We start from the raw sequence: 15,916 nt of genomic DNA, 5'->3' as shown, positions 1-15,916 counted from the left end.
CATTCAAGCAATCGTCAAGCAACCCCTTGTGATCGGGGCCAGTGACGGTTAAGCCCCTCGCCGCCCGCCCGCACCGCTCCCATTCCGACGAAGGTTCACCGAATGTTTTCCCGGTTGCTCGGCTTCATGTCAGCCGACATGGCCATCGATCTCGGCACCGCCAACACCCTGGTCTACGTGAAGGGCCGGGGCATCGTTCTGGCCGAACCCAGCGTCGTCGCCATCGCCGATGTCCGCGGCAAGAAGCAGGTCGTCGCGGTGGGGGAGGAAGCCAAGCAGATGCTGGGCCGCACCCCCGGCTACATCACCGCCTCCCGCCCGCTGCGCGACGGCGTCATCGCCGATTTCGAGGTGGCGGAGGAGATGATCAAGCATTTCATCCGCAAGGTGCATCACCGCCGCGGCTTCGCCTCGCCGCTGATCGTCATCTGCGTGCCGTCCGGGTCCACCGCGGTGGAACGCCGCGCCATCCAGGAAAGCGCGGAAAGCGCCGGCGCCCGCCAGGTGCGGTTGATCGAGGAGCCGATGGCGGCGGCGATCGGCGCCGGGCTGCCGGTCACCGAACCCTCGGGCTCCATGGTCGTCGATATCGGCGGCGGCACCACCGAGGTCGCGGTGATCTCCCTCGGCGGCATCGTCTATTCGCGCAGCGTGCGCGTCGGCGGCGACAAGATGGATGAGGCGATCATCAGCTATATCCGCCGCAACCACAACCTGCTGATCGGCGAGGCGTCGGCCGAGCGGATCAAGATGGAGCTGGGGGCTGCCGCGCCGCCCGACGATGGCGGCGAGGGGCCGTACCGGGAAGTGCGCGGCCGCGACCTGATGAACGGCGTGCCGCGCGAGGTGATGGTGAGCCAGCGGCAGATCGCCGAAAGCCTGGCGGAGCCGGTCTCGGCGATCGTCGAGGCGGTGAAGGTGGCGCTGGAGAACACCCCACCGGAGCTGGCGGCCGATATTGTCGACCGGGGCATCGTGCTGACCGGCGGCGGCGCGCTGCTGTACCGTCTGGACCAGGTGCTGCGCGATGCCACCGGCCTGGCCGTGGTGATCGCCGAGAACCCGCTGCAATGCGTGGCGATGGGAACCGGCCGAGCGCTGGAGGAGCGCAAGCGGCTGAGCAACGTGCTGACCAGCATGTATTGAGGCCGCCTGCCGGGCTGGTACCCGGCGGTCACCCCCACGGTTGTCCGCCGACCGGCGCGGCGCATGAACGGGAATTGGCAACGGCGGGCGATCCGGGTGCTATGGTCGACAAGGCGTTGCAGGGCGCAGGCATCTGCCAAGGCGTCCCTCCGGGGATCATGGAGAAACCGTTTGAGCCCGCGGCCCGGGTCACTGTATTGATTTACCGGATGTTTGCGCCCCATTCGCGGCGGCGCGGCCGGATGGCCGGCGGCGTTCGGGTGTGGCAAGGCCGTGGTCAGCCGCGTGGGACAAGCCGATGATCCGCCTCTCGATCCAGGCGCGCCAGGCTCTCGCGCGCCTCACCCTGCCGGTCCTGGTCCTGGCGTCCTTCGCCCTGATGCTGCTTGGCAAGGCGGACGCGCTGCTGGCCGAAAAGGCGCGCTCTGCCCTGGCCGACGGGCTTGCCCCGATCTACCGTATGCTGGCCGACCCGATCGAGCACGCCCGCGCCTCCTGGGACGAGGTGGTCGATCTGTGGTCGATGCGGGAGGAGAATGCCCGGCTGCGCGCCGAGAATGAGCAGCTGCGCCGCTGGCAGTCCGTCGCCCTGGCGCTGGATGCCGAGAACCAGCGGCTGAAGGCGGCGCTGCACTGGATCCCCGACCCCGACGCCTCCTTCGTCACCGCCCGCGTCGTCGCCGATGCCGGCGGGCTGTATGCCAAGGCCGTGCTGCTGTCGCTGGGGCCGAACCACGGCATCCGCAAGGGTGAGATCGCGCTGGATGATCGCGGCCTGGTCGGCCGGGTGACCGAGGTGGGCAGCCGCACGGCCCGCGTCCTGCTGATCACCGACCTGAACAGCCGGATTCCTGTGACCATGGAATCCTCGCGCGCGCGGGCGATCCTGGTGGGCACCAACAATTCCCGCCCGCGGCTGATGTTCTGGCCGGAAGGCGTGTCCCCAAAAGAGGGTGAGCGCATCGTCACCAGCGCCGAGGCCAACGCCTTCCCCGCCAACCTGCCGGTCGGCACGGTGCATTACGCGGCGAACGGCGTGCCGGAGGTCGAGCCGATCGCACAGCTACAGAAGCTGGAGATCGTCCGCATCTTCGACTACGGCATCAACGGGCTCAGCGGCTCGGCGCCGATCCCCTCGCCGCAGGACAAGGCCGCCCCCAGGCCGAAGCCCGCGCCGCTGCACATCACCCCGGCGACGCACTGATGGCCTGGATCGACCGCCGTCCCGGTGTGCGGCCCCGCCCGTCTTTGGGGCGCCGCCTGGACCTGGCCGCCAGGGCCTGCTTTCCCGCCGGCGCGACGGTGCTGCTGATGCTGCTGGCCGAGGCGCCGCTGGGCCTGACCGGGCAGGCCGCGCTGCAGCCGGCGATGGCGCTGGGATGCGTCTGGTTCTGGTCCCTGCACCAGCCGCAGTACATGCCGCCGCCGGTCGTGTTCCTGATCGGACTGCTGCTGGACCTGCTGGGCTATCTGCCGTTCGGCGTCGGCACGCTGACCCTGCTGATGAGCTACGGCATCGCCGCCGCGCTGCGCCGCTATCTGGTGCCGCGCGGCTTCGGCATGAACTGGCTCGCCTTTGTCCCGATCGCGGTCGGGGCGGCGCTGCTGATGTGGCTGCTGATGATGATCCTGCTGTTCCGGCTGCTGTCGCCGGTCCCGGTCTTTTTCCAGGCGATCGTCACCATCGCCCTGTACCCGGCCCTGGCGGTGCCGTTCGGCGCCGCCCGGCGCGGCATCACCGACACGGATCGGGCATGAAACGGGAAACCCAGCGCACCAGCGTGTTCACCCGCCGAGCCCTGCTGGTGATGGGGGCTCAGGTCAGCGTGCTGGGGACGCTGGTCGCCCGCCTGTACCAGATGCAGGTCGAGGACGGCGCCCGCTACAACACGATGGCCGAGGACAACCGCATCAGCGCGCGCATGATCGCGCCGCCGCGCGGGCGCATCCTGGACCGGTTCGGCATCGTGCTGGCCGGCAACAGCATCAACTGGCGCGCCGACCTGGTCGCCGAGGAATCCAACAACGTCAGCGACACGCTGGACCATTTCGCCGCCATCATCCCATTGAGCGACTATGAGCGTGCCCGCATCGAGCGGGAGGTGCATCGCCACCGCAAGTTCATCCCGATCCTGATCAAGGAGTTCCTCACCTGGGACGAGATGGCGAAGATCGAGGTCAACGCCCCGGACCTGCCTGGGGTCGTGGTCGATAACGGCACCAAGCGGATCTACCCGTTCTCCGACAAGTTCGCCCATGTCGTCGGCTATGTCGCGCCGCCGAACGACAAGGATGTCGCCGACGATCCGATGCTGTCGCTGCCGGGCCTGCGCATCGGCAAGGCCGGGATCGAGAAGTTCCACGACCTGGAGCTGCGCGGCCGGGCCGGATCGGTGCAGCTGGAGGTGAACGCGGTCGGCCGGGTGATCCGGGAGCTGGACCGGGTGGAAGGCGTGCAGGGCGAGGATGTCGGCCTGTCCATCGACGCCGGCCTGCAGCAGGCGGTGCTGAAGACGCTGGGCGATGAAAGTGCCTCGGCGGTGGTGATGGACTGCCGCAACGGGGAGGTGCTGGCGATGGCCACCAACCCCTCCTTCGACCCGTCGCTGTTCAATTCGGGCGTGTCGCAGGCGCAATGGCTGAAATGGACCAGCGACCGGCGGACGCCGCTGATCAACAAGGCGACCTCGGGCGTCTACGCGCCGGGCTCCACGTTCAAGATGGCGGTGGCGCTCGCCGGGCTGGAGAGCAAGGCGATCACCCCCTTCGACCGGTTCCAGTGCCCCGGCTATCTGGATGTCGGCAATGCCCGGTTCCACTGCTGGCGCAAGGGCGGGCATGGGTCGGTCGACCTGCAGACCGGGCTGAAATACAGCTGCGACGTGTATTTTTATGAGGTTGCGCGCCGCACCGGCATCGATCACATCGCCGCCATGTCGCACCGGTTGGGCATGGGGGTGGAGCTGGACCTGGACCTGCCCGGCCAGCGCCAGGGGCTGGTGCCGACCAAGGAGTGGCGGGCGAAGAAAGGCCATCGCTGGGCGATCGGCGATACCATCGTATCCGGGATCGGCCAGGGCTATATCCAGGTCACGCCGCTGCAGCTGTGCACCTATGTCTCCCGCGTCGCCACCGGCCGGGCGGTGCAGCCGCACCTGACGCGCACGCTGGCCGGCGCCCTGCAGCCCGCCAGCCACCCCGACAGTTACCCGATGCTCGGCCTGACCGATAAGATGCTGCACACGGTCCGCCAGGGCATGTGGGCGGTGGTCAATGAACCGGGCGGCACCGCCCCGCTGGCGCGGCTGGGCGATCCCTCGGTGCAGCTGGCCGGCAAGACCGGGTCCGCCCAGGTCCGCCGCGTGTCCCGCGAACTGCGGGAAAGCGGCAAGTTCGACAGCGAGAAGCTGCCCTGGGAATACCGCCCGCACGCCTTGTTCGTCGCCTACGCGCCGTACGACAATCCGCGCTACGCGCTGTCGGTGGTGGTGGAGCATGGCAATGCCGGCGCCGCCGCGGCCGCTCCCCTGGCGCGGGAGATCATGCTGGCGACACTGCGGCGCGACCCCGCGAACCGCACCACGCCGCCCGACGGCGCCCAGGTGGCGCAATCCCGATGATGCCCGTCGCGCCGCGTCCGGTCCCGCCGGTATCTGGCTGCCGGACTGCCACATTGCCGGGTCACCGCCCATGCTGAGCGAGCGGCGGCTGTGGCGGGAACCGTCCTTCGACCTGATGGGCAAGATCTTCCGCATCAACTGGCTGTACGTGCTGCTGCTGTGTGCGCTGGCCGGGGTCGGCTACACCGCGCTGTACAGCGCCGCCGGCGGCTCGCCGGAGCCCTATGCCAACCGTCACGTCCTGCGCTTCGCCTTCGGCCTGGTGCTGATGCTGGGGATCGGCATGATCGATATCCGTTTCATCGCCCGGCTCGCCTGGCCGCTCTGGGCCCTGTGCGTCGGGCTGCTGGTGCTGGTGTTGCGCATGGGCCATGTCGGCAAGGGGGCGCAGCGCTGGCTGGACCTTGGCGGGTTGCAGCTGCAGCCGTCCGAGATGATGAAGCTGGCGCTGATCCTGGCGTTGGCCGCCTGGTTCCACCGCGCCTCGTGGGAGAGGATGGGCAACCCGCTGTTCCTGATCCCGCCGCTGCTCGCCACCCTGATCCCGGTCGGCCTGATCCTGAAGGAGCCGAACCTGGGCACCGCCGCCATCACCGGCGCCCTGGGCGGGGCGCTGTTCTTCGGCGCCGGGGTGCGGTGGTGGAAGTTCATCCTGGTGCTGGCGCCGATGCCGTTCCTGGGCAGCTTCGTCTACCATCACATGCACGACTACCAGCGTGCCCGGATCGACACCTTCCTGCATCCCGAAAGCGATCCGCTGGGGGCCGGCTACAACATCATCCAGTCGAAGATCGCCCTGGGCTCCGGCGGGATGTGGGGCAAGGGGTTCCTGCAGGGCACGCAGGGTCATCTGGACTTCCTGCCGGAGAAGCAGACCGACTTCATCTTCACCATGATCGGTGAGGAATTCGGCCTGGTCGGCGCGGTCTGCGTCATCGGCCTGCTGTGCCTGATCATCCTGGGCGGCATGCTGATCGGGATGCGCTGCCGCAACCAGTTTGGCCGGCTGGTGGCATTCGGGATTTCCTGCAACTTCTTCCTGTACGTGTTCGCCAACATCGCCATGGTGATGGGGGCGATCCCGGTGGGCGGCGTGCCGCTGCCCCTGGTCTCGCATGGCGGCTCGGCCATGCTGACGGTGATGGCGGGATTCGGCGTGCTGATGTCGGTCCATGTGCATCGCGATGTCGAATTTCCCGCGCGTGAGCCGAGTTGACGGCGGCCTGCCGCCGCGCCTGCTGCGGGCCTACCGGCTGACCCGGTACCAGGCCGGCGGCGCAACCGCCCGGCCTGGGCGGTGTTCCCCGGGCATGGACCGGCTGCTGGCGGGGCGGGGTCATCGCGTGGCGACCTTCGTGGCGGCGGACAACCCGTTCTCCCGCCGGATGGCGGATGGCTGGAACCGGCGGATGCTGGCCCGGCTTCATCTGGCGGCGCGGCGCCTGCCGGTGGTGCCGGCGACCGGGAGCTGGCGCGGCTGGCGGGAGGCGCACCTGCTGATCCTGGGCGATCCGCGGCCGGCTATCCGCCTCGCGCGCCGGTTCCGCCAGAACGCCGTGGTCATCGTCCGGACCCGCCAGCCGGCGCGGCTGGTCCTGCTGCGCTGATCCGCGTCCCCATGGCTGCTCCGTCCCCGTGGCTGCTCCGTTCCCGCGGCCGCGCCCCGCGGCTGCTCCGTTCCAGGTCGCGGAGGCTGCTCCGGTGGCGGCTGCTCTGGCGGATGGCGGTCCGGCGGGACATCGAGCGCGACCGTCTGAAGCCGGCGGTCAGAAGGCGTGAATAGCGATTTTGAATCAAAGAGTTGTAAAGCATGACAGGATCAACCTGGCCCGTCCTGATTCAGGCGGCGAGGCAGAGGTCCCGGCGAGGCAAAGCCCTTCGGGGTGGTCTTGCGGATCGCGGCAGAACGTCCATCCTGAAGCGATGGTCCATAGGGAGGCTCGCCATGCACGACGACATGCCAGCGCCATTTGAGCAATCCAGGCGTTTCGCGCTCACCCGGCGCGGCTTCGCCGCGCTTGGCGTCGGCGCCGGCGCGGCGACCGCCTCCGCCGTCGCCGCACCGGCGGTAACGGAAGCCGATGTCACCATCAGGATGGCCGACGGGACCTGCGACGCGGCGCTGTTCCATCCGGCCGGCCAGGGGCCCTGGCCCGGCTGCATCATCTTTCCCGACGCGCTGGGGCTGCGGCCGGCGTTCAGGGACATGGGCAGCCGCCTCGCCGCCGAGGGCTACACGGTGCTGGTCCCCAACCCGTTCTACCGCACCCGCAAGGCGCCGGTGTTGAGCGGACCGTTCAACTTTGCCAACCCGGACGACCGGGCGAAGCTGGTCCCGCTGGTGGCGCCGCTGACCACCGAGGCGAAGACCGCCGACGCCGCTGCCTGGCTGGCCTGGCTGGAGACCGCGCCCCAGGTGAGCCGGACGGCGAAGCTGGGTGTGTCCGGCTATTGCATGGGCGGTCCCTACACGCTGATCGCGGCGGCCGCGGCACCGGACAGGGTCGGCGCCGGTGGCTCCTTCCACGGGGCCGGGCTGGTGACCGACAAGCCGGACAGCCCGCATCTGTTGGCACCCCGGATCAAGGCGGCCTTCTATATCGCCATCGCCGCCAATGACGACCAGCGCCAGCCGGATGCCAAGGACAAGCTGCGGGAGGCCTTCGCCGGCAAGCCGGTCGCCATCGAGGTCTATGCCGGCTGCATGCATGGCTGGTGCGTCAGCGACGGCGCCGTCTACAACAAGGACGCGGCGGATCGCGCCTTCGGCGAGCTTGCGGCGCTGTACCGGAAGGCACTGGCCGTCGGGTGACCGCGCGGGTGATTCTGGCGGGCCCATGTGCAGTCCATGTGCAGTGGGCCATGTGCAGTGGGCGCGGGGCTGCATCGGGGCGCGCAATGCTTCCCGCTGTGATACGAAAACGCCCGCCCAGGGGATCCCGAGCAGGCGCATCGTTGTTGGCGCGTGATGGTGGCTGGCGGTGTGCAGCGTCGGTGCCGGCCGTTTCCGTCGGTTGGTCAACCATCACAGCCTGAGCATGACAGGCTCACGCTTCAGGACCGCCAGCCTGACGGAAGGCACGGGGCCGCGCCCGGAGGGGCATCGCCGGTCGGTCCGCCCCGACGCCGGACCGTCCTGAATCCACCCGCGATCAGCCGGTGTATTTGTAGCCGGGCATCTGCGTCAGCTGGTCCTTGGTGGCGCCCGACATCACGATGGTGTCCCTGCGGACCTGCAGGTCGCTGTACGGGACCTTCACCAGCTTGCTGCCGATGCCCAGGAAGCCGCCGACGGACAGCACCACGCTGTCGACCTGGTTGTTCTGGCCGAACAGGATCTCGTCGATCGAGCCGATCTTCTGCTTCTGGTCGTTATAGACCGAGGCACCGATCATCTTGCTCGCCCGAAACTGCTGGTCGGCGGTCACGTATTCCGGCGAACCGGCGTGCGTCGCCGTCCCTGACATCGTGTTCGCGGCCGGCGCCGGCGTGGCCATGGCCGGTGCCTGGTTCGACGGTGTCATGGTCTGGGTCCCCGGCACATGCGAGGACGGGCTGGACGGCGCGGTCGGGTCCGCGGCCAGCGCAGGCAGCGTCAGGGCGGCTGACAAGGCCATTGCGGCGGTGAAAAGAGCCGGTTTGGACAGCGTCTTGGACATCGAATGGGACATCAGGGGATCGCTCCTGTTTGCAGTGGACGATGCGTCTGAAATGTCGGATGGGGCCCGCCGGTTTCCGCCGGCGCGGCCGCAACCCTCTGGCGTGGCCGGGAAAATTGCCAGAATATCGTGTAAATTCAATGAATTGGATATCGGTGTCAGGCCGGATCAAATCCAATTGTTCGCCTCGGCCTGCCCGCCGGTTCCGGTCATGACGGGAGGGCAGCGCACGCGGCATCGATGCCGCCCCAGGGGCTGAACCGAGGTTCAACCGGGTTCAGTTGCGAGTTTGGCGTAGCTCCGCCGGCAGTCGGAAGCCCGGTATGGCGTCCAGGTCGCGCGGCACGCCATCCTGGATGTTCGACGCGGCGGTGGTCAGCGCCCGGATTCGCATCCGGTGCTTGCGCTGCTCCGCCGGCGGCAGGAAAGCGAGCTCCTGCGCAAACTCCGTGGCGACCGCTGCGATCCCTTCGGCAAACACGATCTGATTGAGCCGTTCCCACCGGTTCGCCGCGGCTTCTGGTACGGCCTGCGATGAGGATTCCGCCGAGGACCCGGATGGAGCGCTCGCCGGGGATGCCGCCGAAGCCTCCGGCCTGGACCCTGCTTCAAACCCTGGCGCTGCCTCAAACCCTTCCGCCGCCATCGCGGCTTCGCGGCTCGGCTCTGCTGTGGCGGCGGTGTCAGCCGCGCCGGCGCCGCCGGGGCGGCTTCGGGTGTGGCGGCTTCTGGCATGGCGGCTTGGGGCGCCGGTTCGGGCGGCGGGCCGTCGATCGCCGGCAACTCCGCCCGCAGGCGGTCTCGCGCCTCGGCGACCCGGACGTTCAGCTCGGCGACCTGCCGCATCGCCTCGGCGATGGCGGCGTCATCCAGCGAGGGGAGCACGGCGGCACTTGCCCCGGCCCCGCCGCGGCGGGGCGCGGCGCGTGGCCTGCCCGGGATGCCGCGGCATGCGTCCAGCCGGTCCTGGCCGCGATCGGCCGATCGCTGCAGCGCGCCGGCGTTCGACCGCCAGCGCATGGCGGCGGCCGGCGGCACGGTGTCGTCCGCCGCCGCGGCCAGGGAGGCGGCGGCGCCCATGGAAAAACCGACGATGCGCAGGGCCGTCAGTGCCTCCCACGTATTGGCGGGGCTGAAGCCCTGCAGCGCCTGGGTCGCGGCGGCGCGGGCCAGGGCCGGGTCCGTGTTGCCGGTGGCGCCGCCCAGGAAAAGCGGCACCAGAAGAGTGATCAGGATGGGAAACAGGGCGTCTTGATCGGAAGGGGGCGCGGACATCGGGACCGGACGGTGCAGGAGAACGCCGGACTTCTATCATAGGTTGAGCGGCGATATCAAGCCTATTTTCCTATAATCGCGGGTCGGCGCGCGGACGGCGGTGGCGTCGGCGGGCGAAAGCGGCGGTGTCACCGGCTCAATCACGCAGCAGGCCGGCGCTTCGCCGCAGCGCGGCCGCCGCCTCGGCGACGATCCGCTCCACCACGTCGCGGGCCGAAGGAAGGTCGGTGACGAGGTCGAGGCCCTCGCCGCCCAGCACCAGGCGGCGTTGCACATCGTCCAGCGGCAGTCTGGCATATTCGGCTCGTTCCATATCCGGATCCGCCTCCAGCTCGGCCTCCCTGCCGGCCCAGCGCTCGGCCGTTTCGTTACGAATGAAACGCGCCGGGAATTCGTGCGGCCAGCCGCGGTCGTTCAGCGTGTCATATAGCCGGGACTGCACGGTCTGGTCGGCGCCGGCGGCGATCAGCGCGGCCTTGCGCGCCTCGGGCCATAGCGATTCCCGCGTCGCGACGAAGCGCGTGCCGACCGACACGCCGGCCGCGCCCAGTGACAGCACCGCCGCCAGGCCCCGCCCGTCGGCGATGCCGCCCGCCGCCACCACCGGAATCGGCGAGACCGCGTCGACCACCGCCGGCACCAGCGCCAGCGTGCCGCGCATGGCACCGCCATGGCCGCCGGCCTCACGGCCCTGCGCGACGATGATGTCGGCGCCCGCCGAAGCGGCATCGCGCGCCATCGCCAGACTCTGCACCTGGCAGATCAGCTTCGTCCCGGCCGCCTTGATGCGCGGGATGTAGGGCGAGGCATCGCCGAACGACAGCATGATGGCTTCGGGCCGAGCCTGCAGGGCGATATCGAGGGCGGCGGGGTTGCGGGCGAGCTGCCAGGTGACGAAGCCGATCCCGATCCGCGCATTGCCGGCGGCCTGCAGTTCGCGGCGGATCACCGCCTCGTCCTGCCCGGGCGCGATCAGGCCCATGGCGCCGGACTGGCTGACGGCATTGGCCAGGGCACCGCCAACCGCGCCGGTCATCGGGGCGGTGAGGATCGGATGCTCGATGCCAAGCAGACGGGTGAGGGCGGTTTCGATCCGCGGCATGTCGGTTGTCCTTGGTCCGGGATTCTTGGACATGGCCCAATCGCAAGGGTGAGTCGAGGCCGATCGCCGATCGCCGCGCGCGTCACGACCCGGCGGATGCAGGCGGGGCTATCTGACGAAGGGACAGCCGCCTTCCGATAGCGGACGAAACGCGTCGCTGGCCGGAATGACCCTGACCGGTTCCAGGAAATCGAACGGGTCCTTCGACTCGGAAGGGGCTTTAACCCGAAAAACGGTAACGTCTCGCATGAAACGACCATCCTCTCGGATGGACCCGTTCCGGGTGATTGGATCATTGACCGGTATCGACTTGATCTTGGCCATCACGGCCTTGCCCTCGGTCGTGCCGGCGGCATCCACCGCCTGCAAATAGTGGAAGGCGGCCTCGTAGGCCGTCAGGTTCTGGGCCGTCGGCGGACTTCTGCTGGGCAGGCGATCGGCGATCCGATGGCTCAGCGTCAGCGTCGCCGGGTTCAAGCCAGGATAGACAGCGGCGACGCCGATGGCGCCCTGCAGCTCCTTCTGTCCGACCGAAACGATATCGCTGATGTTCAGGAAGAAGGCGGCGACGTGCTGGCCGCCCTGCTCGAGATGGAACTCCCGGCTGCTCTTGATCCCGTTATCGAGATCCGCCGCCGCGTTCGCCATGGCAATGACCTGCGCCTTGGAGGCCTGCGCGGTCAGCAGCGCGCTGGAAAAATCCGTTTCGCCCAGCGGATGCTTCGCGCTGCCCGCCACTGTCCCTCCCTGGGCGGTGATCATGCGTGAGGCCTCGGCCTGCAGCGTCAAGCCGAAATTGTAATCGACGGTGATGAAGAACCAGCTTTTCAGGCCTTGCGACATCAGGCCGTTGGTCAGGCTTTTGGCGCTGGCATAGGTGTCCATGAACCAGTGCGTCGTATTTGGCGTGCAGCCCTTGCCGGTCAGGTCGGAGGTCGCGGACGCCGTCACCAGCGCGACGCTGTCGGCATCCTGCACGACCTTGCTCACGGCCAGGGCGGAGGCCGAGTTCGGCAGGCCGATGACGGCGGTGACATTGTCGCGATCCAGCCACTCCCGCACGACGGCAACCGCTATGTCGGGCTTGTTCTGGTCGGTGGCGACCACGACCTCGACGGGCTTGCCGAGAGCCTTGCCGCCGTAGTCCTGGATGGCGAGCTTCACGGCCTCGACGGTGCCGATGCCGCTGGCGAGCGAATACGGGCCGGTCAGGTCATCGAGGATGCCGAGCTTGACGACACCGTCCGCGACCGCGGCGCCATGCAGGGCGATCAGCATCGCGGCGGCGCCGGCGCCGCGGGCCAGCCAGGACAGTCGTGATGGGATGGAACGCATTCCGGGGTCATCCTCCGTCTTCTATTGGCGCTTTCCGTTGATGCTTTCTGCCGCCGCTGAGGCCGGCCTGTCCGCTTCGGCCTGGCCGGCCTCGGCGAAAAAGCGCAATGCGCCGGATCATCAGGTCCATCGCCGCTGGTCCGCTTGGGTGGTCCGCTTACAAGTGCGGCAGCACCGCCTCTCCGAAGTCGCGGATGACCTGATCGATCGGCAGCGCGCCCGGACCGGGGATCTGCGGGTTCAAGATGATGCGGCTGACACGCGGATTGGCGCGAAGCCGCCGAACCTGCTCTCGCACCTCTTGCGCATCGCCGGCGATGGCGAACTTGCGCACCAGCGAGTCCGGAACGATCGCCGCATGCGCCGCCGACGCCGCCGCGTGGTCGCCGACCGCGTACTGTTTCTTCAGCGCGACGATGGCGTCCCGTTCCCCGCCCTCGAACCAATCCGGATTGGCCTGCATCAGCGCACCGGCCACGCGGGAGCGGACCCGATCCAGCGCCTTGCGCCGGTCGACGTCCTGGCTGAATGGCACCCAGCAGGAGATCTCGACCGATCCGCGCGGCCGGCCCGCCGTCTCGGCGCCCTCGTCCAGCCAGGCGATCGCGCGCGCCACCAGATCGGGTGCGGTTCCCTGCAGCAGGATCACCCCGTCGGCATGCGCGCCGGCGCTGCGGGTCATGCGCGGGCGGCTGGCGGCATAGTGGATCGGCACCCCGGCCGGCTGCCGCAGCCAGCTGATGCTCCCCTCCACGCCGTGGTCGAACGTGACCCCCTGGCCGTTCAGCAGCCTGCGCAACGCGCCAGTGAAGCGCTCCAGTTCGTCGATCCGCACCGCGGGCTTGCCGATGGTCTTGAGGGAGCTGAAACCGGTGCCGAAACCCAGCATCACCCGTCCCGGCGCCATCTCCTGCAACGTCGCGGCGGCGCTCGCGACGACCGACAGATGCCGTGTCGCCGGTTGGGTGACGCCGGTCGCGACGCGCAGCGTCGTCGTGCGCATCAGGCAGGCGGCGAGCGAGACATAGACCTCGCGGCACAGAAGCTGCGAGTCGATGATCCAGGCGCTTTCGAACCCGGCCTGTTCCGCCAGGGCCGCGTTTGCCGCCAGCGTCCGCACCGGCTCCACGCCCCACAAGGCCAGCCCAAGCCCCGGCTGCGCGCCCGCTGGTGATGCAGCCATCTTTGATCCCCCCGTTCTCGGTCTTCCCGTTCTCGGTCTTCCCGTTCTCGGTCTTCGCGTCCTCGCTCTTCCGGCGTCCCGGACGCCGTGCGGCGGCGTCTCTCGGGGGGCGAGCGTGATCGCCGAGGGCGGCGCGGTCAATCTGCGGGGGTAGGGGGGTCGGACGTTTGCGAATCCGCCTCCCTCAACCGGCGGCCACGCTCCATCCGGCCCTGATCTTGGTCGAGGAGAGGTCGGACCGAAAACGGTGTTCGGGAATTTCGGTAAAGAGATCCGCGTAGCGCCGGGGCACCCGTATATCGCTCAGCGCGCGCAGGCGCCCGCTCGCGTCGACGCGCACGGCGACCAGGAAACTGCCCCCGGCGCGGCCGATTTCCTCCAGCGCCATGTGCATCCGCTGCTCATCGTCGGCATAATATTTCGGTGCGACCAGCCGCTCCGCCGTATCGGCGCCGATGACGAACGTCGCCCGCGGGAACAGGCGCGACTTCTCGACGAAGGTCGGTGCCCGCGTGAGCTCGACCGGCGACTTCCAGGCGAACTGCGCCAGCCGCCGCCGCACCGTCTCGCGCGCCAGCGGCGGCTTGTCGACATTGATCACCGAGATCTCGAACGCCACGGGACACTGCCTGACGTCTTCGGCGATCCGGGCAAGCGACACGTGTCCGTCGTGTACCGGATTGAACGAGCCCGGCAGCAGCACGGCCGGCGGCGGCGCCAGCAGCGCCATTTGACCGTCGGGATGGACGGAGACGCGGTCATGCTCGCCGCCCAGCAGCTGATTGATCATGTCGGCGGTGCTGACGGACGCTTCCGCATACTCTTCGTCCGCGTCGAGCAGGCTGCCGGGCGACGATGCGGCGATGCCGCAGGCGCGGGCCAGGAACAGGACGATCGCCCGGGAAACGAGCGTCTCCTCGGCGTCGCGGTCACGCCGTCCCTTGGCCATCACGCCGGTGCAGCGCGTCACGCCGGCGGCGGTGGCATAGGCGATGTGGAACCGATGCTCGCCCCTGCGGGGGCGGTCGCTGACCAGCGCTGCGGTCGCCGCGAGGCCGACCACCTCGGTGTCGGCCGGCACCAGGCCGGCCGCGCGTGTCCGCGCGCTCTGCGCCATCGCGACCGCCGTCTCGGCACTGCACGCCTGGGCCGGGGCAAACCCCAGATAGGCCGCAAGCGCCGCGGCATCATAGGGAACCTGCGCGTCGATCAGCAGCCGCGAGCCGCCGGGAACACGCAGCAATTCGCCGATGGCGCCGCTGCCGCCCCCGGTGATCGCAAGCGCGGCCTTGCGGCCGGACGCATGCACTGCCGCTATCACTTGGCGCCACGCATTGTCCGGTGGGTTCATGGTGCGTGTGCTCCACGGTTGGGAGTGTGTGTCCAGGGTGAAAGACGGTCCTGACCGAGTCAACAGACTGCCCCGCGTGTGGCGGCGGCTGGCACCGCGTCGCCCTTGGGCCCCCTTTGGACCCCCTTGGGCGGCCGACCGGCTTCGCGTCCCGCGCCGGTGCGCCGCCGGTGCACCGGACTTGAGACCCGCACCGCTTGCCGTCACACTCCCGCACCGAAGCAGTCGGCGGGACCAACCCGCCGCGTCCAGGAAACCGACCCCATGCGCGTCCCCGATAGAAGCCGCCCGCCGGCTGGGAAAGCGGCTGCCCGTCCATGCCGTGACCCCGGCCGATGAGCAGCACCGCCCTGTCCGTCGCCATCCCAAGGCGGTACTCGGACTCCCTCTACGGCATCACCGCCGCCGCGTCGTTCAGCATCACCGACATCCTGCTGAAGGTCGCCTTCGCCTCCGGCATGAACGCGCTGTCGCTGGCGACGCTGCGCGGCGTCGTCGTGGTGATCTTCTTCATCGCATGGCTGCGCCTGTCCCCGCCGATGCGGCGTCACACGGCGCGGGAACGCTGGATCGCGCTGGGGATCGGCCTGCTGTTCTCGGTGACCATGTTCGGGCTGCTGGAAGCGGTGGCGCTGCTACCGGTGTCGATCGCCATCCTGGCCTATTTCGTCTACCCGCTGCTGACCGGCCTGGCCGGCGCCGTCACCGGGGTCGACCGGGTCGGCTGGCGCGCCCTGCTCGCCGCCGCCTCGGCGTTCCTGGGCCTGGGCATGATGCTGGGCTTCCACGTGCAGGACCTGGCGCCGCTGGGCCTGGCCTGCGCCTTCATCGCCGCCCTGGCGCGGGTGGCCACGCTGCTGCTGACGCGCGCCTGTCTCAACCAGGCGGATGCGCGGCTCACCACCTGGTACTCGATGGTCCCGTCCACCGCCGTGTACCTCATTGCCCTGGGGCTGGTCGGCACCTGGGCGATCCCCGGCTCCGTCGCCGGCTGGGGCGCGTTCCTCGGCGTCACCGCCACCTCCACGCTGTCGACGCTGCTGATCTACATCTCCACCGCCCGGATCGGCCCGTTCCGCACCGCGCTGGTGATGAACCTGGAGCCGCTGCTGACCACCATGGCCAGCATCGCGCTGCTGGGGGAGACGATGACCCTGGCCCAAGGCGCCGGCGCGTCGCTGATGATCGCGTCTCTGGTCGCGTTCCAGATGGTGCGCGGCCGCTGATCCTGCCGCACCGCACCAT

The 15,916-nt window shown here is 69.3% G+C and carries 14 protein-coding genes; 8 read left to right on the top strand and 6 right to left on the bottom strand.

Features of this window, described 5'->3' with window-relative positions:
• Positions 1-102: 102 nt before the first annotated feature.
• The 7 genes from VHC04_RS04615 to VHC04_RS04585 all read left to right on the top strand — a co-directional run bounded on the left by VHC04_RS04615 (position 103) and on the right by VHC04_RS04585 (position 7,578).
• Positions 103-1,146, top strand: a complete 1,044-nt coding sequence (locus VHC04_RS04615) for a rod shape-determining protein (RefSeq protein ID WP_325678485.1) — start codon at positions 103-105, stop codon at positions 1,144-1,146.
• A gap of 298 nt (positions 1,147-1,444) precedes the next feature.
• Entirely contained in the window at positions 1,445-2,350 is a 906-nt protein-coding gene (gene mreC, locus VHC04_RS04610) for a rod shape-determining protein MreC (protein ID WP_325678483.1), read from the top strand.
• Positions 2,350-2,904: a rod shape-determining protein MreD gene (locus tag VHC04_RS04605; protein ID WP_325678481.1), complete on the top strand. Its 555-nt coding sequence runs from the start codon at positions 2,350-2,352 to the stop codon at positions 2,902-2,904. Before mreC ends, VHC04_RS04605 begins: the two co-directional genes overlap by 1 nt.
• Entirely contained in the window at positions 2,901-4,766 is a 1,866-nt protein-coding gene (gene mrdA, locus VHC04_RS04600) for a penicillin-binding protein 2 (RefSeq protein WP_325678479.1), read from the top strand. Before VHC04_RS04605 ends, mrdA begins: the two co-directional genes overlap by 4 nt.
• Before the next feature lie 70 nt (positions 4,767-4,836).
• Positions 4,837-5,982, top strand: coding sequence for a rod shape-determining protein RodA (gene rodA / locus VHC04_RS04595; protein WP_325678477.1), 1,146 nt, complete (start codon positions 4,837-4,839; stop codon positions 5,980-5,982).
• On the top strand, positions 5,969-6,373 hold the full coding sequence (locus tag VHC04_RS04590; protein ID WP_325678475.1) for a DUF3293 domain-containing protein: 405 nt from the start codon (positions 5,969-5,971) through the stop codon (positions 6,371-6,373). The genes rodA and VHC04_RS04590 overlap by 14 nt, the downstream gene beginning before the upstream one ends.
• A 338-nt stretch (positions 6,374-6,711) precedes the next feature.
• Positions 6,712-7,578 (top strand): dienelactone hydrolase family protein, encoded by an 867-nt coding sequence (locus tag VHC04_RS04585; RefSeq protein WP_325678472.1) that lies wholly within the window; start codon positions 6,712-6,714, stop codon positions 7,576-7,578.
• A gap of 340 nt (positions 7,579-7,918) precedes the next feature.
• Here VHC04_RS04585 and VHC04_RS04580 read toward each other — a convergent pair whose 3' ends face one another.
• The 6 genes from VHC04_RS04580 to VHC04_RS04555 form a co-directional block, all read right to left on the bottom strand.
• Positions 7,919-8,437, bottom strand: a complete 519-nt coding sequence (locus VHC04_RS04580) for a PRC-barrel domain-containing protein (protein ID WP_325678470.1) — start codon at positions 8,435-8,437, stop codon at positions 7,919-7,921.
• Between the two features lie 265 nt (positions 8,438-8,702).
• The gene (locus VHC04_RS04575; protein ID WP_325678468.1) at positions 8,703-8,906 is read right to left on the bottom strand and encodes a hypothetical protein; all 204 of its coding nucleotides are present in this window, start codon (positions 8,904-8,906) and stop codon (positions 8,703-8,705) included.
• A gap of 930 nt (positions 8,907-9,836) precedes the next feature.
• A complete protein-coding gene (locus VHC04_RS04570) occupies positions 9,837-10,802 on the bottom strand; it encodes an NAD(P)H-dependent flavin oxidoreductase (RefSeq protein WP_325678466.1) in 966 nt (321 codons plus the stop codon).
• A 108-nt stretch (positions 10,803-10,910) separates the two neighbouring features.
• Positions 10,911-12,137, bottom strand: coding sequence for an ABC transporter substrate-binding protein (locus tag VHC04_RS04565; protein ID WP_325678464.1), 1,227 nt, complete (start codon positions 12,135-12,137; stop codon positions 10,911-10,913).
• A gap of 157 nt (positions 12,138-12,294) precedes the next feature.
• A complete protein-coding gene (locus tag VHC04_RS04560; RefSeq protein ID WP_325678462.1) occupies positions 12,295-13,320 on the bottom strand; it encodes an LLM class flavin-dependent oxidoreductase in 1,026 nt (341 codons plus the stop codon).
• 184 nt (positions 13,321-13,504) lie between these two features.
• A complete protein-coding gene (locus tag VHC04_RS04555) occupies positions 13,505-14,671 on the bottom strand; it encodes a hypothetical protein (protein WP_325678432.1) in 1,167 nt (388 codons plus the stop codon).
• Positions 14,672-15,006: 335 nt separating this feature from the next.
• Here VHC04_RS04555 and VHC04_RS04550 point away from each other — a divergent pair, with 335 nt between their 5' ends.
• Positions 15,007-15,897 carry a DMT family transporter gene (locus tag VHC04_RS04550; protein WP_325678430.1) on the top strand — a complete coding sequence of 297 codons (891 nt, stop codon included), beginning with the start codon at positions 15,007-15,009 and terminating at the stop codon, positions 15,895-15,897.
• The last annotated feature ends 19 nt before the right edge of the window (positions 15,898-15,916 follow it).

The organism is Rhodopila sp., from assembly GCF_035548095.1.
Classification (GTDB): domain Bacteria; phylum Pseudomonadota; class Alphaproteobacteria; order Acetobacterales; family Acetobacteraceae; genus Rhodopila.
Note: the sequence above shows the minus strand (reverse complement) of the source record. Positions and strands in the feature narration are given on the sequence as shown.